A 22,923-nucleotide genomic window follows, 5' to 3' on the forward strand; every position below is an offset into this window, starting at 1 on the left:
TGTCAGGTGCGTCCGACGAGTGGTTGTCTGACAGCCTGCTTAATCAAAGTCCGGCCGAAGTCCCACATCAGACCCGACCCCTTGGACGCGTCGTCGAGCACGTCGGCGAGGCCGTCCACGAACAGCTTGACCTCCGCCTCCCCGATCATCAGCGGCGGGATGAGCTTGATGACCTCCATGTGGTCACCGGAGACCTGGGTGAGAATCCGGTGCCGCTGGAACAGTGCGACGACGACCATCTGGGCGAACAGCCCGACGCGTGCCTTCTGCAGCATGGCCCAGCCGGCCTTCGCCTTCAGCCCCGACGGCCGGCCGAACTCGATGCCGATGATCAGGCCCTTGCCGCGCACGTCCTTGATCAGGTCGTACTTGGCGGCTAGGCCTTCGAGGCCGCGCATCAGCTCGGCGCCGCGCCGCTCCGCGTTCTCCACCAGGCCCTCGTCGTCGATGACGGCGAGGGCGGCGAGGCCCGCGGCCATGGCGAGCGGTCCGCCCTTGAAGGTCGTGGAGTGGACCATGACCTTGTCCATCGAGGAGTAGACGGAGGAGAAGATCTTGTCCGTGGTCAGCATCGCGCCGACCGGAACGTAGCCGCCGGACAGCGCCTTGGCGACGGTGACGATGTCCGGCTGGACGTCGTCGTACTGGTAGGAGAAGAACCGGCCGGTGCGGCCGAGGCCGACCTGAACCTCGTCGCAGATCAGCAGCGCGCCATTCTTGTGCAGCAGCGTCTTCGCCGCGGGCAGGAAGCCGGGCGGCGTCATCAGCACGCCGTGGCCCTGCACCGGCTCGACGATCAGCGCGGCGACGTCGCCCTTGCGCAGTTCCGCCTCCAGGGCGGCGATGTCGCCGAGCGGTATCTCCGTACCGGGCAGCAGCGGGCCGAAGCCGGCCTTGAATTCCTCCGCGCCGTTGACCGACAGCGACCCGGCGGTCAGGCCGTGGAAGCCGTGGCGGGCGTAGAGGACGCGGCCCTTGCCGGTGGAGTGGCGGGCGAACTTGAGCGCCGACTCGACGGCCTCGGTGCCGCTGTTGCAGAAGAAAACGCGCTCAAGACCGGGAGCCTTGGCGAGCAGCTTCTGCCCGAGCAGGCCCATGATCGGCTGGCAGTCGAACTGGGTCCACGCCGCGAAGTCCATGTCGATGGCGTCTTGCAGCGCCTTCTTGATCACCGGGTGGGACCGGCCGGCGGCGAACACCCCGAAGCCGGACAGGAAGTCCGCGTATGCGTTTCCTTCCGCGTCGTACAGGTAGGCGCCCTCGCCGCGCACGTAGTCCTTGTCGAAGCCGATGGTGTGCAGCGTGCGCGGCAGCTGCGGGTTCAGGTACTTGGAGTGCAGGTCATACCCCTGGCCGCGAACCGCCGCCAGCTCAGCGCCTAGATCAAAGCCCATCACACGATCCTTGTCGGGGGTGCGGGGGTCGCCCTCCGCAGGCCAATAGAGCGAATCTTATCGGCGGGCAACCTGCCGATAAGGTCGCAAGCCGACGAGCGTGTCAGTGCCGGGCGCGTGCGTGCCGCCGGGCGAGGCGCTTCGGGCTGGTCAGGAACCCGGCGCCCCAGCAGGTGTGCATCGCGGCGAGGACGAGCGGCACCCGCGCCCGCACGCTGACCGACACGTCCCTGGCGAACAGCGCCGCGACTCCGCTGACCCCGGCTAGGTAGACCGCGGGAATGACGAACCCGAGAGACAGGTACCGAACGGGTTCGGGCGCTCCCGCCCCGCCACCGATGACTCCCGCGAGCCCGACGGCCAGGCCGGCGGCGTTGAGCGCGGTCGCCACGGCAGGCGCCAGGTAGCGGGAGTTGACCGTCTCCGGGTACCGGCGCGCCACGACCCGCCGCCAGCGGCCGTACCTGAACTGCTGCTTCGCCAGGGTGCCGAGGGTGGCCCGCGGCCGGTAGGTGACCTTGAGGTCGGGGGTGAACCAGATCAGGCCGCCCGCCGCGCGGATCCGGTAGTTGAGCTCCCAGTCCTCCGCGATCAGCATGGTCTCGTCGTAGCCGCCGGCCCGCTCGATCGCCTTCCGCTGGTACACCCCGAGGTACACCGTGTCCGCGGGGCCCGCGTCGCCGCTCGTGTGGTTGGCGGCGGCGCCCATCCCGAACGACGAGGTCATCGCCCAGGCGACGGCCTGCTGGAACGGGGTGATCCCCTCCGCGGCCATCCAGCCGCCGACGTCGGCCGCGCCGGTCTCCATGAGCGCGCGGACGGCGGTCCGCAGATAGCCGTCGGGGAGCATCGAGTGGGCGTCGATGCGGGTGATGATGTCATGCCGCGCCGTCTTCACCGCCGCGTTCATCGCCGTGGCGATCTGGCCGGAGGGATTGGGCACCACGGTGATCCGGTCGTCGTCGGCGGCGAGCTCGCGGGCGATCGCGTCGGTCCGGTCCTTGGACGGGCCGAGCGCGAGTACCAGCTCGAATCCGCCCGGGTACTCCTGCCCCAGCACGGCGGCCACCGACTCGGCGAGGTGCCGCTCCTCGTTGAGCACCGGCATGACGACGGAGACAGCGGGAAGCACTGCCGGCTCCCCGGCGGAGTCATGGTCCGCGTGGGGAGCCAGCCGCTCCCGTTCGGGATGACGATCTTGATCTCTGCCGATGACGCCGGTCACGGTAAGCAGTTTAGGCGGCCATGCCGGACTGGGGGTCGCACCCAGACTTTCCGTCCGGTGGGGGCGGGCCGATACGATGGCGCTTCTTGCCATCGGCCCGCCCACGCCGGACATCGGGGGCCAGGGGGGACGGGGAGCGGGAGCCCCCCGTGCCGGAAGTCCGTCCCCCCGGGCTACAACTGCGTGTCTTCGAGCAGATCGGTGACGAGGGCGGCGATCGCAGAGCGCTCGCTTCTGGTGAGGGTGACGTGCGCGAACAGCGGGTGGCCCTTGAGCTTCTCGATCACCGCTATCACGCCGTCGTGCCTGCCGACGCGCAGGTTGTCACGCTGCGCGATGTCGTGGGTGAGCACGACCCGGGAGCCGGTGCCGATCCGTGACAGCACGGTGAGCAGCACGCCGCGCTCGAGCGACTGCGCCTCGTCGACGATGACGAACGCGTCGTGCAGGCTCCGGCCGCGGATGTGCGTCAGCGGCAGGACCTCGAACATGTCACGGGCGACCAGCTCGTCGATCACGTCCTGGGTGGTGACCGACGAGAGCGTGTCGTAGACCGCCTGCGCCCACGGGCCCATCTTCTCGGCCTCTGAGCCAGGCAGGTAGCCAAGGTCCTGGCCGCCGACCGGGTACAGCGGCCGGAACACGATGACCTTGCGGTGCTGCCTGCGCTCCATGACCGCCTCGAGGCCGGCGCACAGCGCGAGCGCCGACTTGCCGGTTCCCGCGCGGCCGCCCATGCTCACGATGCCGATGTCGGGGTCGAGCAGCAGGTCGAGCGCGACCCGCTGCTCGGCGGACCGCCCGTGCAGGCCGAACGCCTCCCGGTCGCCGCGGACCAGCTGTATCTGCTTGTCTGGCCGCACCCTGGCCAGCGCGCTCGCGCTGCCGGTATGCAGCACGAGCCCGGTGTGGCAGGGTAGATCGCGGGCGGCTGCGCAGTCCAGTGTGCCGTGTTCGTACAGTTCCTCTACCTCGGCCGAGCTGACGCCGAGCTCGGCCATGCCGGTCCAGCCCGAGTCGACGGGCAGCTCGGCCCGGTACTCCTGTACCTCGAGACCTATCGACGCCGCCTTGATCCGCAGCGGCATGTCCTTGCTGATGAGGACCACGTCGTGGCCTTCGTTGGCGAGGGAGCGTGCCACGGACAGGATCCGCGTGTCGTTGTCCCCGAGCCGGAAGCCGGCCGGGAGCACCTGCGCGTCGATGTGGTTGAGCTCCACCCGGGCGGTGCCGCCGAGATCCCCGACTGAGATCTCGTCGTCAAGCCGGCCGTGGGTGATGCGGAGGTCATCGAGGTAACGGAGGGCCTGACGGGCGAAGTAGCCCAGCTCAGGGTGGTGACGCTTGGCTTCGAGCTCGGTGATCACCACGACCGGGATGACGACGTGGTGTTCGGCGAATCTGGTGAAAGACGCCGGGTCAGCGAGCAGGACGCTGGTGTCGAGGACGTACGTACGACGGTGCACAGAGTTGGCCACTCAAACTCCCCTGGGCGCCGGCTCGGAACCCGGCGCCGCGGACAGGACACCGTTGCCCCGGGTCCTCCGGGACAAACGTGTCGGATGGACCGGGGCTGCCCCCCAGACGAGGGCCGCGCCGGCCCTCTCGTCGCACGTAGCGATCTCAGGGGGCCTCCCGCGGGGACGGCCTGGGGAGCCGTCCGCCACTACCGAAGGTACCCATGATCAGGAGATCTTTAAAGTCCCAACTTCCGCAGGACCGAGCACGGGGAGTTGCCATCCCGGGAGATCCCGGGAGAAATGACTAAGCGCCGAACCGCCGGTTGCGCTCAGAATACGAGCGCAGTGCGCGCAGGAAGTCGACCCGGCGGAAGGCGGGCCAGTAGGCGTCGCAGAAGTAAAACTCGGAATGCGTGGACTGCCACAGCAGGAACCCGCCAAGCCGCTGCTCGCCGCTTGTCCTGATCACCAGGTCCGGGTCCGGCTGGCCGGCCGTGTACAGGTGCTCGGCGATGTGCTCAACGTCGAGCAGCTCGGCGAGCTGCTCGATGGTGGTGCCCTTGCTCGCGTGCTCCATCAGCAGGCTGCGCACCGCGTCCGCGATCTCGCGCCGCCCGCCGTAGCCGACCGCCACGTTGACCAGCAGGCCAGGGTTGCCCGCGGTCGCGTCGGCGGCCTGCTTGAGCACGCGGGCGGTGTGGTCGGGCAGCAGGTCGAGTGCGCCAACCGGGTTCACGTGCCAGCCCTCGTCCACCAGGCCGGTGACGGTGTCCTCGATGATCGCGAGCAGCGGGCCGAGCTCCTCTTCCTCGCGGCTGAGGTTGTCGGTCGACAGCAGCCACAGGGTGACCACCTCGACGCCGGCGCCCTTGCACCACTGGAGCAGCTCGAAAATCTTGTCGGCACCCTTGCGGTGGCCCTTGCTGACGTCGGTGTGCCCGGCTGACCTGGCCCAGCGACGGTTTCCGTCGCACATGACCCCGACGTGCCGGGGTATCCCCTTGCCTGCAAGGGATGACTCAAGCCGCCGCGCGTACAGCCGGTACACCAGGTCGCGGAATCCCATGAACCGACCTTCCTCGCGGCAGCGCGAACATCGTCACAGTAAAAGAGGTTCGTCTCCTGCCAAGGTATCCGACCCTGGCGTAGTGACATGCCGCATTGCCTGAGAGGCAGGTGAGAGAGGAGGTAATTAACGTGTCGTTTCCCTGGACGACTTTCCGTGGCGACTGCCGGACGCGGGCTCAGATTCTGGTCTCTCCAGCGGGGCCCTGTGCCCGTACCTCCTCGACGCGGCGCAGCGCGTCGCGAAGCTCGGCCAGCCAGGCGTCCGCGTGCTCTCCGGTCAGCCGGACGCACCAGGCGAGCGCGTCTGACCTGGACCTGGCGACGCCGGCGTCCACCAGGGTGTCGAGCACCCGCCGCTCGGACTGCCTGAGGCGGGTCATGACGGGGACGGACAGCGTGGTGAACATCTCACTCACCGCGCCGCACTTCGCGCCCCAGGCGACCTTCTTGCCGAACTTGCGCTCCGCCTCGCGGGCGATCTCGATCCGGCGCGCGCGGGTGTCCTCGCGGAACCGCTTGATCCTGCCGTCAGCCGCCGACTCCGCGTCGTCCGACTCCGGCTCGGCCAGCGTACCGAGCACCGTGATCTCCTCACGGTCCACGATGACCTCGGCCGGCTCGGTGAACCATTCATCGGGGAGCCGTCCCCGGAACCAGGAAACTATCTCTGTACTCATGATTACATGATTACTCTGTAACAGTCGTACGTCAACCCGGACACGGCACTGCCCCCGGCGCTATGGATGCCGGGGGCAGCTACCTTGGCTTAGTCAGAGGATTTCGATGAGGGCCAGGTTGTACGGGTCCGTGCCTGGCTCGATGTCGTTGATCGTCACCTTCGTCCCGGCCGTTTGCGTGGCCGTTCTGGTCGCCTGCACCCAGTAGGTGTCGCCCGACCGGTCTCCGGTCTGGTGCACGAGCACCTGGCCAGCACCGGGGGTTCTCGGTGTGGTCTTCACCCAGTCGTCGCCGACAGCGAAGACCCACGACCCGGCGCGGCTCGTCCGGAGCGACCCGGCCGGCGCGCCCCTGCTCGAGTGCACCGTCGCGTGCCTGCCGACGCCCGAGGCGTTCTTATAGGCCACTACGGTGATCTCCACCGGCCAGCCGCGGTATTTCGCCGTCGCGGAGATCTTGAGCCGCGATACCGTGCCGGTCACCCTCGCGTACCAGACCTCGGCATCGCCCCGTCCGGCATCGGTCCTAGCCAGGAGCGTCCACTTCAGGCCCCTGGTGGACACGACCGCGAGCTGGGCTTTCCGCTGCGGCCCCTTGCCGGCCACGTAGGCGACAAGCAGGTCGCTCTTGGCCTTAGTGGAGATACTGGTCGAGACCGAGGTCTTGCCGAGCGCGCTCACGATCTTGTCGACGGACGGCCCCGGCGCTGGTGGTGGTGGCGGCGGAGGTGCCGCCGTCACCGTCTGTACCTCGCCAGTCGGTCCGCAGGTGCTCGCGGACGCGGCGTTCTTCGCGTCACCCGAGTAGGAGGCCTTCCAGTAATACGTTCCCGCGGCCGTGAGGGTCACCGCGTCGGACGGCGGCAGCGTGCCCGGCGTGCCGATGGCCTGCGCCGCCCGGGCGACCGCCACGGTGCTGCACGCGGCGTCCGAGTACACGGTGTAGGTAACTGTCCCTGTCGCGGCCGCCGCGTTGGCGCCGGCCAGCGTCGCCGAATCCTGCACGGCCGTGCCCGACGGCACGGTGATGGCCGTCCCCGTCCGGGCGCCGCCTGCGAGGGAGGTGGTCACCGTGGTCGCCGCGGGCGGCGGAGGCGGCGGAGGCGGCGGCGTCCCCGTACTCATCTGGCAGGCGCCCGACGCGTTATCCCACAGGGACTGCACGGCGAAGCTTCCGGTGGACAGCGTGATGTCCCCGCGCGGCTCGTTGCCGCCCCATGAGTTCTGCCCGCCCCAAGCGCACTTGTCCCCGATCTCACCGCCGCTCACGGTGTCGGCCGTGTCGATCCATCCGGAATACGGCTGGGGATCGGTGATCGACTCCGCGTATTCGTGGCCGCTGACGGTGCCGAACCCGTCGTAGGTGCCTGCGGTGCCCGCGTTGATCCAGTTCTCACCGCAGTTCGGCGCGTCAAGCAGGTAGGGCAGATTGGTGAAGGAAAGCTCTCCGCCGGAATACGTCGCGGCACTGTGCCAGGCGCAATACATGGCAGGTACCGGCTGGCAGGAACTGCCAGCGAACCCGTCGGAGAAGCAGGTGCCTGACTGCGAGGCGACCACGACCTGACTGTTGGCCGTGTCCACGGTGCCGTCGGCGGCGACCGCCTCGGCGGCGAGGTCGTCGGGGGTCACGTCGGCGGGCGGCGTGCTGGTGTCGATTGCCGAGCCGGCCAGTACCGCACCGCTGAACGCTGGCTTCCCGCTGCCGTCGCCATACTGCGACGTGATCGTCGACCACGTGTCGCTGCCCGTCCCGAGGCCCCGATAGAAGCTGAGCAGGTAGGCCGCCGCGGCCTCCTCGCCCGTGTCGGTCTGCCAACTGGGTCCCCAGAAGACCACGTACACCTTCGGGCTGTGCTGCACCGGCCCGCCGTGGTACGGCAGGTTGCAATCCGGCTCGGCGCACGCGGCGGCGGGACTGCTCACCTTGCCCGTGAGCCGGGTCGTGGCGCGGGCCGGAATGTGATCACCGATGCCGGGGACGATGCCCGCTTCAGGCCCTGCCGTAACGTGACCGCTCGCCCGCTCAAATTGAGCGTGCAGGTTAACCCTTGAGACCTGGGACATCACCGGGACGGCCGCCGGACTCGCCGTCGCGGCGCTGGCCGCAACCGGGAGTGCCGCCATCGTAATGATGGCGACAATAAACGAGATAATCACACAGAATTTCAAATGAAACCTGGACATGCCCGCCCCGCATTCCCGGTCAGGAAATTATGATTTCCATATTAACGCTAAATGATAATCCGGCAATACGCGCGGTCAAGAAACATATAATAAGAATCCATCACGGCGGGGAATTTGGCCGGGCGTCCCGCCAGGATGGCTCAGGCCACTCCGCCGGCCACCGCGGCTGCCCGGGCCGGGCTCACCCGGATCGCGCCAGCGAACTCCGTGCCGAAGGCGGCGGGCACCACTTCGACGTTCTCGCCCGGCTGGGGAGCCTGGATCATCCAGCCGTTACCAAGGTAGATGGCAACGTGCGAGATGTAATTGGGCGCGGTCGGATCAGTGTGGTAGAAGAGCAGGTCACCCGGCTGGAGCTGGCTGACGGGCACGGCTGGCCCGGACAGGGCCTGGTCGGCGGCGACGCGCGGCATGTCGATGCCCGCCTGCGCAAAGGACCACTGCACCAAGCCGGAGCAGTCGAAGGACGTGGGTCCCTCCGCACCCCAGACATACGGCATCCCCTTGCGGCTCATCGCGGCGCTCAGCATGGCGTTTATCGCCGTCGCGGGCGCCGCGGCCGAGGTCACCGAGCCGGCCCCGGCCTGGCCCGAGCTGACGAGCGAGACAAGCTGCTCCACCCCGGCGCCCTTGGGCAGCAGCTTCCCGATGGCGGCGACGTCGGCGGTGAAGTTCTCCGTCCGCATGCTGACAACGATCGCGTTGCCGGCCGGCGCGCCAAGCTGGCGGGCGGTCGCGTCCGACATCACCGCGTTGACCCCGCCGATGCCGAGCGTGCCGAAGGCCACCACGGGCAGCCGCTTCGTCACGGCGCCGCTCGCGACGACGGATCCGCCAAGCGGAATCTTGTCCAGCCTGCCCATCGTGTAGGACAGCGCGATGCCGCCGTCGGCCACGCCCTGCCACAGGGCGCTTGCCTTACCTGTCGGCTTCGCGGCGAACGAGCGGAACTGCGACGGGTCGACGCCCACGACCGCGGTGTCGGACCCGTTGATCCGCATCCTGACTGCCTCGATCCGCTCGGCCGCGACCATGCCGGGCAGCGCGGTGACCGCGCCGAGCAGCGAATGCGGCAGCGAGAACGGCGCGACGATGAGCAGGTCCGCCTGGACCGTCTGGCGCAGCGGCGCGACCACCGCGTGCCGCGCGGCCGCCTTCTCCCCCGGCGCCGTGACCACGGGAACGGGTGACCCGGCGAGCAGCCGGGCGCCGGACATGAGCGTGAGCGGCACTCCCGCTATGACGGGCGCGCTGCCGGTCGACGGCCGCACCCTGGGCAGATTAAGCGGCGTGCCCGTAGCCGCGAAATCCCCGTGCGGCGGGCCGCTGAGCACGGCGACAAGGCCGCCGGTGACCGTGCCTGCCGCCGCGAGCACGGCGATGCCGGCCGACAGCATCCGCCGCCGGCCGCCACGCCTGATTGCCCGCGCTAGTCGCCGGCCCCCCTCGGTCAGCACATCGCCACCTTGCCGTAATAAACGGTCATAAGTCCAGCCACGCTCGCCCCGTTCAGCCGACGGGCGCTGACTGTTCACCAGGAAGACGAATACCCCGGCTCGGAGGTTGTCAGGCCTGGCGACGCATCACGATGGTGGACGTTTAGGTACACGCGGATGTACCCAAACGTCCACCGTCACGATCATGCGCGGGCGAGGGTTTCCCGCAGCGCCGCGGGCGTGGTGACCGGAGCCTGGCAGGTGAAATTCCTGCACACGTAGGCGGCGGGCCCGCCGGACACCAGCGGACGGCTCTCGAGCAGCGGAATCGCCGCGCCGTCAGTACTGGAACCGGAGCCGAGGGCGAGCACCGCACCGGGCGGCGCGGCGTGCAGCGCGGCGCGGACGAGGTCGCCGGTGCGCGGGTCATCGTCTGGGCCGACGATCGCGATCTCGGCTGGCCCGGAGAGCAGTGCCTCGGCCACCGAAAGCCCCATGCCGCCCGCTCGCGGGTACTTGGCCGCGATCGGCGGCAGCACCGCGAGCGCCGCGGCGCCCGCCTCCCGGTACCGCTCGTCGCCGGTCAGCGCGGCGTAACTGACCAGCGCGTCCGCCGCGGCGAACGCGCCTGACGGGGTTGCGTTGTCGGTCGGGTCGGCCGGGCGGAAGATCAGCCGCTCGCCGTCGGCGGCCGTGTCGTAGAAGCCGCCGTTACCGTCGGGGAAGGCAGCGAGGACCGTGTCGAGCAGCGCGCCGGCGACGGGCACCCAGTCGTGCCGCCCGGTCACCCCGGACAGCGTCAGCAGGCCAGCGGCCACGCAGGCGTAGTCCTCAAGCAGTCCCGCGCTCGGCCCGGCTGCACCGTCCCGTGACGTCCTGACGATCCGCCCGTCGCGGTAATGCACGGACACCAGCAGGCGAGCCGCGTTCTCCGCGGCGGCCACCAGGTCCGGCCTGCCGAACAGCGCGCCCGCGTTGGCGAGCGCGGTGATTGCCATGCCGTTCCACGCCGCGACCACCTTGTCATCGCGGCCTGGACGGTTTCGTCCCTCGCGGGCGGTCAGCAGGATGCCGCGAATCCGGTCGAACCGCTCGTGCTCGCGCGGCTCGGCGGGCCGCTGCAGCACTGAGGCGCCGTGCTCGAAGGTGCCAGCCGCGGTAACCCCGAAGGCCACGGCCGCGAAGTCGCCATCCCCCTCGCCGAGCACCTCGCGCAGCTGGTCCGGTGTCCACACATAGAACGCGCCCTCGGTCCCGTCGCTGTCCGCGTCGAGCGACGCGGCGAGACCGCCCTCGCGGGTGCCGAGCTCGCGGACCATGAAGTCGCAGGTCTCCTCCGCCACCCGGCGGGCGAGCGCAGAACCGGTCCTGCGCCACAGGTGCGTGTAGACCGCGGCGAGCAGCGCGTTGTCGTAGAGCATCTTCTCGAAGTGCGGCACGGTCCAGGTGGCGTCCACCGAGTACCTGGCGAAGCCGCCGCCAAGCTGGTCGTACATGCCGCCGCGCGCCATCGCGTCGCACGTCGACTCGGCCATCGCGAGAGCCGCCTCGGTTCCCGTCCGCTCGTGGTACCTGAGCAGGAACTCCAGGGCCATAGACGGCGGGAACTTCGGCGCGCCGCCGAAGCCGGCGTGCTGGCTGTCGAAGCCCGTGGCCAGGCCGGCCACCGCGGCGTCGGTCACCTCGCCGAGGCTGAGCTCGCCCGCCTTGCCGCCGAGTCCCGCCAAGGCGGAGGCGTTCTCGGCCAGCGCAGCCGAGATCCGTTCCGACTCGGACTTTATCTGTGCCTTGTTCTGCTGCCAGGCCTCCGACACCGCGGTCACCAGCTGCGTGAACCTGGCGCGCGGGAAGTAGGTGCCGCAAAGGAACGGCTCCCCGTCCGGCGTCATGAACACCGTCATCGGCCAGCCGCCCTGGCCGGTCATCGCCTGGGTGGCCGACATGTAGACCGCGTCGATGTCCGGCCGTTCCTCGCGGTCCACCTTGATGGCGACCACGCGGTCGTTGACCACCGCGGCGGTCGCCTGGTCCTCAAAGGACTCGTGTGCCATTACGTGACACCAGTGGCAGGCCGCGTACCCCACCGAGAGCAGCACGGGCACATCACGCCGCCGCGCCTCGGCGAACGCCTCAGCTGACCAGGGCCACCAGTCAACCGGATTGTCGGCATGCTGGAGCAGGTACGGGCTTGTCGCGGTCTTCAGCCGGTTCATGGCTTCAATTCTTTAATACGGAACGGGTGCGGCGTACTCTAGGCCCCCACCGCGCCGCGCACGGAGTGGCCGGCCAGGGCGCGGGCGCCGAGTCCGACGAGGTAAAAGGCGGCGCCGATGACGCCGACGAAGAAGCCGAGCGGCCAGTTGGTCCGGTAGGAAAGGGCGATCGAGAGCCAGACGGTGGCCAGCGCGATCGCCACGGACAGCGCCATGGCGGCGCCGGGCCGCGCGGTGACCGAGCGGGCCGCCGCGGCCGGCCCGATCATCAGGCTGAACATCAGCAGCGCGCCGACCACCGGCACGGTCATGGACGTGGCAAGAGCCATGACGATCAGGAAGTACAGCTCGACCCGCCGGTTGGATACGCCGCGGGCCTCGGCCACCTCGGGCAGCGCGCTGGTGAGCATGAGCGGGCGGAATGCCACCCCGATCGCGATGGCCGCCGCGATGCCCAGGCCGACGATGGGCAGCACCTCGGTCCTGCTGACCCCGAACACCTCGCCGAACAGCAGCGAGTAGGTCTCCTCCGCGTACTGGGTGCTCACGCTGACGAACAGGGCGCCAAGGCCGAGCATGACCACGAGCGTGAGCGCGGTCACCACGTCGTGGCGGCCCTTGCGGCCGCGTCCCTCCGAGCCGAGCAGGCCGATGCCGAGCGCGCCGCCCACCGCGAAGACCGCGAGGCCCCACAGCACGTTGATGCCGAGCAGGCCGGCGCCGGCCGCGCCGGCGAACGCGCCGTTCGGTATGGCGTGCGCGGCGAACGTGGAACCGCGAAGCACCGCGAAGAAGCCGGTGATCCCCGCGATCACCGCGACCACCGACCCCGCGATCCAAGTGTTCATCATCAGCGGGCTAAACACGAGCGCTCACCGTTGTCTCCGGGCCGCCGACCGTCGGGCCGCACTCGGCTTCCTCGTGCGGCGAGCGCGGTATCCACCGCTGCCTTGGCCGCAGGTAGCTGAGCAGGTAGCCAAGCAGCACGAGGACCACCACGAAGAAGGACACCGGCCAGCCGTGGCCGTGCGGCGGCCAGTAGTAGGAGTCGTAGGCGAGGACGATGCTCAGCCAGGTCGCGGCGAGGCCGGTCAGCGCCGAGACCACCATGGCCCGGCCCGGGGTCTTGGTCAGCCGCAGCGCGGTCGCGGGCGGGCCGATCAGCAGCGCGGTCGACAGCACCGCGCCGATCGCCACCGCCGCCAGCGACACGGAGACCGCCAGCGCCGCGAGGTACACCATGCCGACGAGCCGGACGTTGACGCCGCGGGCCCGCGCCAGGTCCGGCGAGACGGAGGTGAGCAGCAGCACCCGGGACAGGACGGCGACCGTGACGAGCGCGACGGCGCCGGACCCGATCAGCGCGGGAACCGTATCCGGGCTGATCACGAAGATGGATCCGAACAGCACGGTGAACGACGCGCCCGTGGTCGCGGTCCGCAGCGTACCCAGGTAGAGGAAGAGCGCGGCGAGGCCAAGAGCCGCGCCGAGCACCACGCCGGTCGCGACGTCGCGGCCACGGCGGCGTTGCACGCCGATGGCCTCCATCAGCGCCGCGGCGGTGATGCCCGCGGCAAGGAAGCCCCAGAACTGGTTGATGCCGATGAGGAACGCGCCAGACCCCCCGGTGGTTGCCACGTCGGCAAGCGAGTGCCCGGCGAACGACTGCCCGCGCAGCACGGTGAACACGCCGATGACACCGGACGTGATGGCGACGACGGCGCCGACCAGGAGGGCGGTCCTGACCGGGCCGCTGCTCAGCAGTCCTGGCTCGAAGAGGAAATGCACCCTAGTCGCCTGCTACGACGAGGATCCGGCCGTGCACCCGGACCACCTCCACCGGGTGGCCGTAGAGCGCGGTGAGGCCCTCGCTGGTGACCACCTCGTGGGTGGCGCCGGACGCGGCACGGCCGCCGGCGATGTAGACGATCTTGTCCATGACGCCGAGCAGCGGGTTCATATCGTGCGCGGAGAGCAGCACCGAGATCTCGTGCTCGCGTGCCAGCTTGCCGAGCACCGCGACGATCTCCTGCTCGCTACGCAGGTCGAGGTTGGCGAGCGGCTCATCGAGCAGCAGCAGCTTCGGCCGGGAGATGAGCGCGTGCGCGATCAGCACCCGCTGCTGCTCGCCGCCGGACAGCTCGCCGACCCGTGCGTCGGCGTAGCCCGCCGCGCCGACGTCGGCCAGCGCCCGCTCGACGAGCTCACGCCGCTGCCGCGACGGGAACCCGAAGCCGAGCTTGTAGCCGTCGAGGCCGAGCGAGACCACGTCGCGGGCGCGCAGCGGCATGTCCGGGTCGATGACCAGCTTCTGCGGCACGTAGCCGATGCTCGCCTTGTTCTTGCCGCCGAGCGGCTCGCCGTCGATGAGCACACGCCCGCCCGACGGCTCGAGCAGGCCGAGTATCACCCGGAGCAGGGTGGTCTTGCCCGCGCCGTTCTGCCCAATGATGCCGGTGAACTCGCCCTTGCCGAGCGAGAAGGTCACGTCGCAGAGCACCTGGCGGCCGCCGAGCCGCACGCCGACGCCGTCGAGCGCGAGCACATCGGGGTAACCGGATTCAGCCATGCGCCACCGCCAGCCGGAGGTCCCGCACCACGCTCAGCATCCAGGTCTGGTAGTCGTATCCCGGCGCGGGCATGGTCTCGTTCACGCCGACGACCGGGATGTGGTTTTGCCGCGCAAGCGTAATGAATGACCCGGTCAGGGCGTCCGTAACCTGCTGGTTGTAGAGGAACACCCGGACCTTGCGCTCGGTGAACAGGGACCGCTGGGCGGCCACGTTCTGCGGCGAGGGATCGACGCCGTTCATGACGTCTGACTGGAAGGTCCACGGCGTCTTGTTGTCCGCCCCGAGCGCGGTCAGCAGGTAGTCGGCGACTGGCTCAGAGACGGCGACGGGCACGCCGGAGTGGGCGGACCTGAAACTCGCGATCGCGGCGTCGACCCGCTTCATGCTGGCCGTGAAGGCCGCGGCGTTGGCCTTGAAGTAGGCGGCGTGCGCCGGCTGGATGACGGACAGGCTCGCGGCGACCGCGACGGCCACCTTCGGCATCGTGGCCGGGTCGTACCACAGGTGCGGGTTGGGCGTGGAGTCCGGCAGCTTCAGCAGCCGCTGCACGCTGATCACCGTGCGGCCGCTGCTCGGCGTCGCGGACTCTATCGAGTCCATGAACGAGTCGTAGCCGAGGCCGTTCTGCACGACGAGCCGCGCGTCGCCGACCTCCCTGGCGATCGCGATGGACGCCTCGAAGCTGTGCGGGTCGGTATTCGGGTTGGACATGATGGCGCTGGCCTGGACGTACTTGCCGCCTACCTGGGCGATCACGTCGGCGTACTGGCTCTGCGCGCCGACCGCGACGATCTTGCCGCCGCCGGGTGCGCCGGTCGCGCCGCTCGGCCATGCCGCGGCGGCCGTGGCGATGACCGCGGCCACGATCGCGAGCAGCAAGATGCCCACCGGACGCTTCATGACGCTAACGATAATAGAAACGGTTATCATTAACAAATGGATCTCCGCGGGAAGGCCGGCTAACTTTGCAAGGTGTGACATCGGATCAACCGCGCGGCACCCGGGTGCGGGGCACCAGGCAGTCGTCGGCCGTCGCGGCCGCGCTTGCCGCCATGTCCGGCTTCCGCAGCGCGAAGGAGATCTACGCCGAGCTGCTCCGTCAGGGCGAGACCGTCGGCCTGACCACGGTCTACCGGCACCTGGAGGTGCTGAGCGAGCAGCGCGCGATCGACAAGATCATCGACCCGTCCGGCGAGGCGCTTTACCGCCAGTGCGCCTCCACCAGCCACCACCACCACCTGCGGTGCCGCGAGTGCGGCCGCAGCGTGGAGGTCGAGGGACGGGTCGTCGAGCAGTGGGCGGAGAAGGTGGCGGCGGAGGCCGGGTTCACGGCCGTCGACCACACCTTCGAACTCGTCGGCCTCTGCCCCGAGCACTCCCCGGCGGCATGACGCAGAACTAGGGCTATTTTCCCAGTAAACCCGATCGGGGTCTGGCGCATCTGTAGTTATATGACGATGCCGCTCGTCTGATCTGTTTTACTTTGTTCGCTTGCGTCGACAACTGGGGACATACATGCGCAAATCGATGAGGGCCGGCCGTGGCTGGGCTCTAGGCGCAGCCGCGGGCATCGTGCTCGCCGGCGCCGCACTCGCTGCCGCGACCATACCGGCGACGATGGCGAGCGCCGCCGGCAACGTGATCACGGTGACCGTCCCCCCTGCCACGACGACCCCCCTCGACACCGCAGTCACCATTGGCCTGTCGGCCACCGAGACCGATACGACGCAGAAGCTGACCTTCACCGCGACGGGCGTTCCCGCGCTGCCCGCGGGAGTCGGGATCGCCGCACAGCCCACGGCCGCGGGCAACGCGACCGTCAACATCACCGGCACCGTCACGGCGGCCTACACCGGCACCGTCACGGTCACCGCCACGGACGGAACGGCGACCTCAGCACCGGTCACGTTCACGCTGAAGGCGGCCAACAAGGTCACCGTGACCGGTCCCACCGCGGAGACAAGCACCATCGGCTTGCCGCTCGGCGCGCCGCTGCCCACGATCACCGCGGCCGACAACGACACGGCGGCCACGCTCACTTTCGGCGACGGCGGCACGCTTCCGCCCGGTCTGGCAATCGACCCGGCCAGCGGCGCCATCAGCGGCACGCCGGCCACGGCGGGCACCTATCCCGTGACGATCACGGTGAACGACGCTGAGGGCGGGACGGGGACCGCCAAGTTCACCTGGAAGGTACTCAACGTGGTCACGGTGACCGTGCCGGCCACCGAACAGTCCCCGTTCGGTGGCGCCATCACGCCGATCACGGCGACCGCGACCGACACCACGCCCTCGCAGATCCTGACCTGGTCCTCGCCCGACCTGCCGACCGGCCTCGCGATCGCACACACGACGGGGGTGATCTCCGGTAAGCCGACCAAGTCGGGCACGTTCGTCGTGCACATCATGGCGGCCGACGGCATCGGGTCGATCGGCACCGGCGTGATCAACTGGACCGTCGGCGCGGAGAACAAGATCACCATTAGCGGCGCGCCCGCGGCAAAGACCGCCTATGTCGGCGTCGCGACCTCGGTGAAGCTCAGCGCGACAGATGCCGTCGCGGCCGAGCAAGCCTCGCTGACCTGGTCGGCCACCGGGCTTCCCAAGGGCCTGACGTTCAACACGGCGACCGGCACCATCAGCGGCAGGCCCGGCAAGGTTCAGACGGTGAAGACGACCGTCACCGCCACCGACAGCACCGGCTCCTCCGGGTTCGCGACGATCACCTTCACGGTGAAGGCGCCGGTCACGCTGGCCATCATCGCGCCCAACTGGAAGACGGCCACCCACCCCGCGGGCCTCGGCTTCGGCCTGGCGCTCAAGGACACCGACGCGGTAAAGGGCGACAAGCAGAAGTTTTCCGCCACACTGCCCGCGGGCGTGCACCTGAGCACCTCGCCCTTCATGCTCTACGGATGGCCGACGAAGCCGGGCAAGTACACCATCCAACTCCACGAGAAGGGATCACTCGGCACCAGCGACTCGGTCGCCATCCCGCTGCACGTGACGGGCACTCCCGCCACGGGCGCGGCCGGCCAGATCCGCCTGGCCCTTGACGGCAAGTGCCTCCAAGACCCGGGCAACAACACGGCCAACGGCGCCCGGGTGCAGATCACCAACTGCGTCTCGGGCAGCACAGAAAAGTGGAAGTTCGCCGCCGACGGCACGATCCGGATCAACGGCCGGTGCCTGAACGTCTCGGGTACCAGCGGCTACCAGGACAAGGCGGCCCAACTGCAGTCCTGCAACGCCGGCCCGCGCCAGCAGTGGACCGTGGGCTCCAAGGGTGAGCTGCTCAGCCCGGCCTCCGGTCTCTGCCTCACTGACCCCGGCGCGAGCAGGCGCAACGGGGTGGCGCCAGTGATGGGCGGCTGCAGCGCCAAGTCCGCCGAGCAGTGGACGATGCCCGCGCACCAGATCCTGACCCCGCTCGGCGGCTGCGTCGACGACCTGCACAGCGTCGGCAGCAACGGCGCCATCGTGGACAAGTTCACCTGCAACAACACCATCGCGCAGTCCTGGTCCTTCGCCACGAACGGCATGATCAGGGGCGGCCAGTACCCTGCCGACTGCCTGACCCAGCACGGGACCAAGATCGCGCTGTATCGCTGCGCGACTGGCAACGCGAGCCAGCTGTGGTCCGTGATCCGGGCCGGCGGCCTCGGCGTCGAGCTCAAGGTGGGCAGCGTGTGCCTGGCCATGCCGAAGCTCACCGCCAGCGACATGACCCAGCTCGTCACCACCAAGTGCAGCGCGTCCAACCCGCTGGACCTGTGGCACATCTGGTAACCCGATGACGTGGGACGGAAACGGAATGCCCGTCCCGGACGCTCTTCAGGAGGCCGGTAAATGCACATCCTCCTGAGGGACCCTCATGAACATAGCCAGGCGCACGGCGGCGACCCGGATCCTCGCGGTCGCCGTCGGCGTCCTCGCCGTCGGATCCGCGCTCACCGCGCTTGCGGTGCCCGCCGTCGCGGCTAACAAGATCACCGTCACCAACCCTGGCACGCAGACAACCAATCCGCTGTCGGCCAAGGTCAGCCTGCAGATTAAGGCGACCGACCCGGCCAAGTCCGCGCTGAGCTACAGCGCGGCGGCCCTGCCCGCCGGGCTGACCATCGGCAAGACCACCGGCCTCATCTCCGGGACCGTCACGAAGGCATCCACTGGGACCGTCAAGGTCACCGTCACCGACGCGACCAATGCGGCGGGGTCCGCGTCCTTCACCTGGACGGCGAAGAACACGATCGTCGTCGGCAACCCGGGCACACAGGTCACCACCGTCGGCAACCCGGTCTCCGTCGCCGTGGCCGCCGCGGACGACGACAAGGCGACCACGCTGACCTGGACGGCCTCAGGACTGCCCGCGGGGCTCGTGATCGGCGCCGCGAGCGGGATCATCACTGGCGAGCCGACTCTCAACGGCACGTACGCGGTCACGGTCAAGGTGACAGACAAGACCTCCTCCTCGGCGAAGGTCTCGTTCACCTGGAAGGTCGGGGACCTGGTCGCGGTCTCCGCTCCGGGCACCGAGCAGTCCACTGTCTCCGTGGCGATCGCGCCGGTCAAGGTCACCGCGACCGATTCGGCGTCTGGGCAAACCTTCAGCTACAGCGCCGCCGGCCTGCCGCCCGGCCTGGCGATCAACGCCAAGACGGGCATCATCGCGGGAATCCCCACAGGAAAGGCGGCGCATTACGCCGTCACCGTCACCGCGAAGGACGGCACCGGCGCGGCCGGCTCCGCGCCGATCAGCTGGACGATCGGGAACCTGGTCACGGTGCACACGCCGGCCACCGAGCGGTCCTGGGCTGGCATCCCGGTGAGCGTAGCGGTCAAGGCGACGGACTCCGACGCGGCGCAGAAGCTCAGCTACGCCGCGTCCGGGCTGCCGGCCGGCCTGGCGATCGACCCGGCGACCGGGGTCATCTCCGGCACGCCTGCCAAGACCGGCCAGGCCGCGGTCACGGTCGCCGCCATCGACGGCACCGGCTCGTCCGGCACCGCCTCCGTGACCTGGACGGTCGGCGACGCGATCAGCATCGCGCACCTGGGCACGGTGCCGGTCACGGCGGGCGTCGCGCTGACCCTGCCGATCGGCTACGCCGACGCCGTCCCGCATGACAGCGTGACGCTGTCCGTGCACGGCCTGCCGCCAGGCCTGACCTTCGAGGCGCATCCGGCGACGATCTTCGGCTGGGTGACCAAGCCGGGAACCTATCCGGCGACGGTGACCGCGGCCGGCTCGCTTGGCGACAGCCAGTCGATGACGTTCGACCTGGCGGTCAAGCCCGCGTCGGGCGGCGGCCCCACCGGCCAGATCCGGCTCGACCTCGGCGGCCGGTGCCTCGACGACCTGGCGAACAAGGCGGCCCTGTGGACCTGCCAGCCCGGCTCGGCGCAGCAGTGGACGCTGGCCACCGACGGCACCATCCGCGCCAGGGGCGCCTGCCTGGACATCGAGGGCAGCGTCGCGTACCTGGGACAGGGCGTGCGCATGTGGCACTGCTCCGGCGGGGCGTCCCGCAAGACCTGGACCGTGGGCACCGCGGGCGAGCTGGTCAACCCGGCGTCCGGGCTGTGCCTCGGTGACGCGGGCGGCAGCACGGCGAACGGGTACCGCCCGACGATGGTCGCGTGCCGGGTCACCGGCGCACAGGTATGGCTGGTGCCCGGCGCGCAACTGCGCTCGGCGCGGGCCAGCAAGTGCGCGGACGACCTGCACAGCGGCGGCGGGAACGGCAACGTGATCGACATGTTCGGCTGCAACGGCACGGCATCACAGTCGTGGACGGTAAAGCCGGATTTCACGGTGCGGATGTTCGGCAACAAGTGCATCACCGACCCGGGCAAGCTCGGCACGCCAGGCGTCAAGATCGTCCTGTGGTCTTGCGCCAACGGTGACAAGGGACAGAAGGTGATCCTCGTGCACCGGGGCGGCCTCGGCAGCTGGGTCACGATCGACGGCGTCTGCGTCGCCATCCCGAGCATGACCGCCGCCGACACGTCCCAGCTCGTCACCGCGGCCTGCACCCCCGGCGACCCGCGCGACCTGTGGGACGTCTGGTAGCCAGAGGCGGAGCCACGAACCCGTTCGGGATCAGCAAAAACGGAAGCGGCGGCCGGCCCTAATTCGGACCGGCCGCCGCTTCCGTCGACTGCCGTTTGCCTTGCGCCCGCCTTACGCGGCGGTCATTGCCGTCGCGGCGACCGAGGCGGGCTCGAGCGCCAGGTTCAGCACCTCGCGCACGTCGCTCACCGGGTGGACGTCGAGCTTCGCGAGCACCTCCGCGGGCACGTCGTCTAGGTCCGGCTCGTTGCGCTGCGGGATCAGCACGGTGGTGATCCCCGCGCGGTGCGCGGCGAGCAGCTTCTGCTTCACCCCGCCGATCGGCAGCACCCGGCCGGTGAGGGAGACCTCGCCGGTCATCGCCACGTCGGAGCGGACCGGGCGGCCGGTGAGCAGGGACGCGAGCGCGGTCGTCATGGTGACGCCCGCGGACGGCCCGTCCTTCGGGACCGCGCCGGCCGGCACGTGGACGTGCACGCCGCGGTCCTTCATGCCGGTGACCTGGATCTCCAGCTCCGCGCCGTGCGAGCGCAGGTAGGACAGCGCGATCTGCGCCGACTCCTTCATCACGTCGCCGAGCTGGCCGGTGAGCGTGACGCCTGACGCACCCGTCTCCGCGTCCGCCAGGGACGCCTCGATGTAGAGCACGTCGCCGCCCGCGCCGGTCACCGCGAGGCCGGTCGCCACGCCGGGCACCGCCGTGCGGCGGTCGCTCGACGTCAGCTTCGTCTCCGGGGTGAACCGGGGACGGCCGAGGTAGTCCTTCAGGTTGGCAGGGCTGACCGTGATCGGCAGCGTGCCTTCCTCCAGGGCCTCCTTGGCCGCGACCTTGCGCAGCACCCGGGCGATCGCCCGCTCCAGCGACCTGACGCCCGCCTCGCGGGTGTACTCGGCCGCGATGAGCCGCAGCGCGTCGTCCTCGACACTCACCTCGTCGGCGTTGATGCCCGCCTTCGACAGCTGCCTCGGCAGCAGGTGGTCACGGGCGATCGCGACCTTCTCGTCCTCGGTGTAACCGTCGAGCTGGACCAGCTCCATGCGGTCGAGCAGCGGGCTGGGGATCGAGTCGAGCACGTTCGCCGTGGCCAGGAAGACCACGTCGGACAGGTCAAGGTCGACCTCCAGGTAGTGGTCCCTGAAGGTGTGGTTCTGCGCCGGGTCGAGCACCTCGAGCAGCGCCGCCGCGGGGTCGCCGCGGAAGTCACTGCCGATCTTGTCCACCTCGTCGAGCAGCACGACCGGGTTCATCGTGCCCGCCTCGCGGATGGCGCGGACGATCCGGCCGGGCAGCGCGCCAACGTAGGTGCGCCGGTGACCGCGGATCTCCGCCTCGTCCCGCACGCCGCCGAGCGCGACCCGCACGAACTTGCGGTCCATCGCGCGGGCGACCGACTCGCCGAGCGACGTCTTGCCGACGCCGGGCGGGCCGACCAGCGCGAGCACGGCGCCGGATCGCCGGCCGCCGATAACGCCGAGGCCGCGGTCCTGGCGCCGCTTGCGCACCGCCAGGTACTCGATGATCCGGTCCTTCACGTCGTCAAGGCCGGTGTGGTCCTCGTCGAGTATCTGCCGCGCGCCCGCGATGTCGTAGGCGTCCTCGGTCCGCTCGTTCCAGGGGATGTCGAGGATGGTGTCGAGCCAAGTGCGGATCCAGCCGACTTCCGGCGACTGGTCAGAGGTCCGCTCGAGCTTGTCGACCTCGCGCAGCGCGGCCGTCTTGACCGCCTCCGGGAGGTCGGCCTCTTCGACCCTGGTCCGGTAGTCGTCCTCTTCGGTGCCCTTGCCGTCGCCCGACAGCTCGTTGAGCTCCTTGCGGACCGCGGCGAGCTGCTGGCGAAGCAGGAATTCCTTCTGCTGCTTCTCCATGCCCTCGGCCACGTCCTTGCGGATGGACTCGGCGACGTCCAGCTCGGCCAGGTGGTCCTTGGCCCAGCGGATCGCCGTCTCGAGCCGCTCCGCGATGTCGGCGGTCTCAAGCAGCTGCAGCTTCTGCGTGGCGGTCAGGTAGCTGGAGTACCCGGCACGGTCCGCGATCATCGACGGGTCGTCGAGCTGCTGGATCATGTCCACGACCTGCCACGCGCCGCGCTTCTGCAGCGTCGCGATGACCAGGGACTTGTACTCCTTGGCCAACTCGGTGGCCTTCGGCCCCTGGCCGGTCTCCTCGATGAGGGTGCCCTCGACCCACAGCGCGGCGCCGGTTCCGGTCGTGCCCTGGCCGATCTTCACCCGCGAGAGCGCGCGCAGCACCGCGCCAGGCTCACCGCCTGGCAGCCGGCCGACCTGCTCGATGACGGCGAGCGTGCCGGTGCCCGCGAGACCCCGGTCACCGATCCTCGGGACGATGAGGACCTGGGACTTCTCCTCGGAACGGATTCCGGGTCCGCGTCCGAATTCCTTGCTATTCCTAGCCGCGTCGATCGCGCCGCGGACCTCGTTGTCTGTGAGCTCGATGGGGACGACCATGCCCGGCAGCACCACATCGTCATCGATTGGCAGCACCGGCAGCGTGAGCCTTTCGCTCATCAGTCCCTCCTAAAGGTTGAGTCAACTACACTCAATCTTCTGGAGCCCGGTGTTGTTCCCCGGCAGCTGTCCGCTCACAGCGATCAGGATT

At 69.6% G+C, this 22,923-nt stretch carries 16 protein-coding genes; 3 read left to right on the top strand and 13 right to left on the bottom strand.

Annotation, left to right across the window (positions count from 1 at the left end; genetic code table 11):
• Positions 1-2 precede the first annotated feature (2 nt).
• The 12 genes from EAS64_RS41330 to EAS64_RS41385 all read right to left on the bottom strand — a co-directional run bounded on the left by EAS64_RS41330 (position 3) and on the right by EAS64_RS41385 (position 15,133).
• Positions 3-1,394 carry an aspartate aminotransferase family protein gene (locus EAS64_RS41330; RefSeq protein ID WP_145862178.1) on the bottom strand — a complete coding sequence of 464 codons (1,392 nt, stop codon included), beginning with the start codon at positions 1,392-1,394 and terminating at the stop codon, positions 3-5.
• A 103-nt stretch (positions 1,395-1,497) separates the two neighbouring features.
• Positions 1,498-2,619, bottom strand: a complete 1,122-nt coding sequence (locus tag EAS64_RS41335) for a glycosyltransferase family 2 protein (RefSeq protein ID WP_342782119.1) — start codon at positions 2,617-2,619, stop codon at positions 1,498-1,500.
• A gap of 173 nt (positions 2,620-2,792) precedes the next feature.
• Positions 2,793-4,097 carry an RNA 5'-3' helicase PhoH2 gene (gene phoH2, locus EAS64_RS41340; RefSeq protein ID WP_145862180.1) on the bottom strand — a complete coding sequence of 435 codons (1,305 nt, stop codon included), beginning with the start codon at positions 4,095-4,097 and terminating at the stop codon, positions 2,793-2,795.
• Positions 4,098-4,383: 286 nt separating this feature from the next.
• Complete coding sequence (locus EAS64_RS41345; RefSeq protein ID WP_145862181.1) at positions 4,384-5,145, bottom strand: isoprenyl transferase; 762 nt, start codon at positions 5,143-5,145, stop codon at positions 4,384-4,386.
• Positions 5,146-5,323: 178 nt separating this feature from the next.
• Positions 5,324-5,824, bottom strand: a complete 501-nt coding sequence (abmR, locus tag EAS64_RS41350; RefSeq protein WP_145862182.1) for an ATP-binding transcription factor AbmR — start codon at positions 5,822-5,824, stop codon at positions 5,324-5,326.
• A 93-nt stretch (positions 5,825-5,917) separates the two neighbouring features.
• On the bottom strand, positions 5,918-7,951 hold the full coding sequence (locus EAS64_RS41355) for a hypothetical protein (protein WP_145862183.1): 2,034 nt from the start codon (positions 7,949-7,951) through the stop codon (positions 5,918-5,920).
• 200 nt (positions 7,952-8,151) lie between these two features.
• Entirely contained in the window at positions 8,152-9,468 is a 1,317-nt protein-coding gene (locus EAS64_RS41360) for a C40 family peptidase (RefSeq protein WP_145862184.1), read from the bottom strand.
• Positions 9,469-9,650: 182 nt separating this feature from the next.
• A complete protein-coding gene (locus EAS64_RS41365) occupies positions 9,651-11,660 on the bottom strand; it encodes a thioredoxin domain-containing protein (RefSeq protein WP_145862185.1) in 2,010 nt (669 codons plus the stop codon).
• Positions 11,661-11,698: 38 nt separating this feature from the next.
• Positions 11,699-12,511 (bottom strand): metal ABC transporter permease, encoded by an 813-nt coding sequence (locus EAS64_RS41370; RefSeq protein ID WP_222850006.1) that lies wholly within the window; start codon positions 12,509-12,511, stop codon positions 11,699-11,701.
• A 7-nt stretch (positions 12,512-12,518) separates the two neighbouring features.
• The gene (locus EAS64_RS41375) at positions 12,519-13,448 is read right to left on the bottom strand and encodes a metal ABC transporter permease (RefSeq protein ID WP_145862187.1); all 930 of its coding nucleotides are present in this window, start codon (positions 13,446-13,448) and stop codon (positions 12,519-12,521) included.
• A gap of 1 nt (position 13,449) precedes the next feature.
• Positions 13,450-14,229, bottom strand: coding sequence for a metal ABC transporter ATP-binding protein (locus EAS64_RS41380; protein ID WP_145862188.1), 780 nt, complete (start codon positions 14,227-14,229; stop codon positions 13,450-13,452).
• A complete protein-coding gene (locus EAS64_RS41385; protein WP_145862189.1) occupies positions 14,222-15,133 on the bottom strand; it encodes a metal ABC transporter solute-binding protein, Zn/Mn family in 912 nt (303 codons plus the stop codon). The genes EAS64_RS41380 and EAS64_RS41385 overlap by 8 nt, the downstream gene beginning before the upstream one ends.
• 74 nt (positions 15,134-15,207) lie before the next feature.
• Between EAS64_RS41385 and EAS64_RS41390 the strand changes: the two genes are divergently transcribed.
• From EAS64_RS41390 to EAS64_RS41400, 3 genes are all read left to right on the top strand, one after another.
• Complete coding sequence (locus tag EAS64_RS41390) at positions 15,208-15,624, top strand: Fur family transcriptional regulator (protein ID WP_222850007.1); 417 nt, start codon at positions 15,208-15,210, stop codon at positions 15,622-15,624.
• 136 nt (positions 15,625-15,760) lie between these two features.
• Positions 15,761-18,022: a putative Ig domain-containing protein gene (locus tag EAS64_RS41395; protein WP_145862191.1), complete on the top strand. Its 2,262-nt coding sequence runs from the start codon at positions 15,761-15,763 to the stop codon at positions 18,020-18,022.
• An 85-nt stretch (positions 18,023-18,107) separates the two neighbouring features.
• Positions 18,108-20,306 (top strand): putative Ig domain-containing protein, encoded by a 2,199-nt coding sequence (locus EAS64_RS41400; RefSeq protein ID WP_145862192.1) that lies wholly within the window; start codon positions 18,108-18,110, stop codon positions 20,304-20,306.
• Positions 20,307-20,417: 111 nt separating this feature from the next.
• Here EAS64_RS41400 and lon read toward each other — a convergent pair whose 3' ends face one another.
• Positions 20,418-22,832, bottom strand: a complete 2,415-nt coding sequence (gene lon / locus EAS64_RS41405) for an endopeptidase La (protein ID WP_145862193.1) — start codon at positions 22,830-22,832, stop codon at positions 20,418-20,420.
• Positions 22,833-22,923: the final 91 nt, after the last annotated feature.

Origin of the sequence: Trebonia kvetii (assembly GCF_007827045.1) — a bacterium.
Lineage (GTDB): Bacteria > Actinomycetota > Actinomycetes > Streptosporangiales > Streptosporangiaceae > Trebonia > Trebonia kvetii.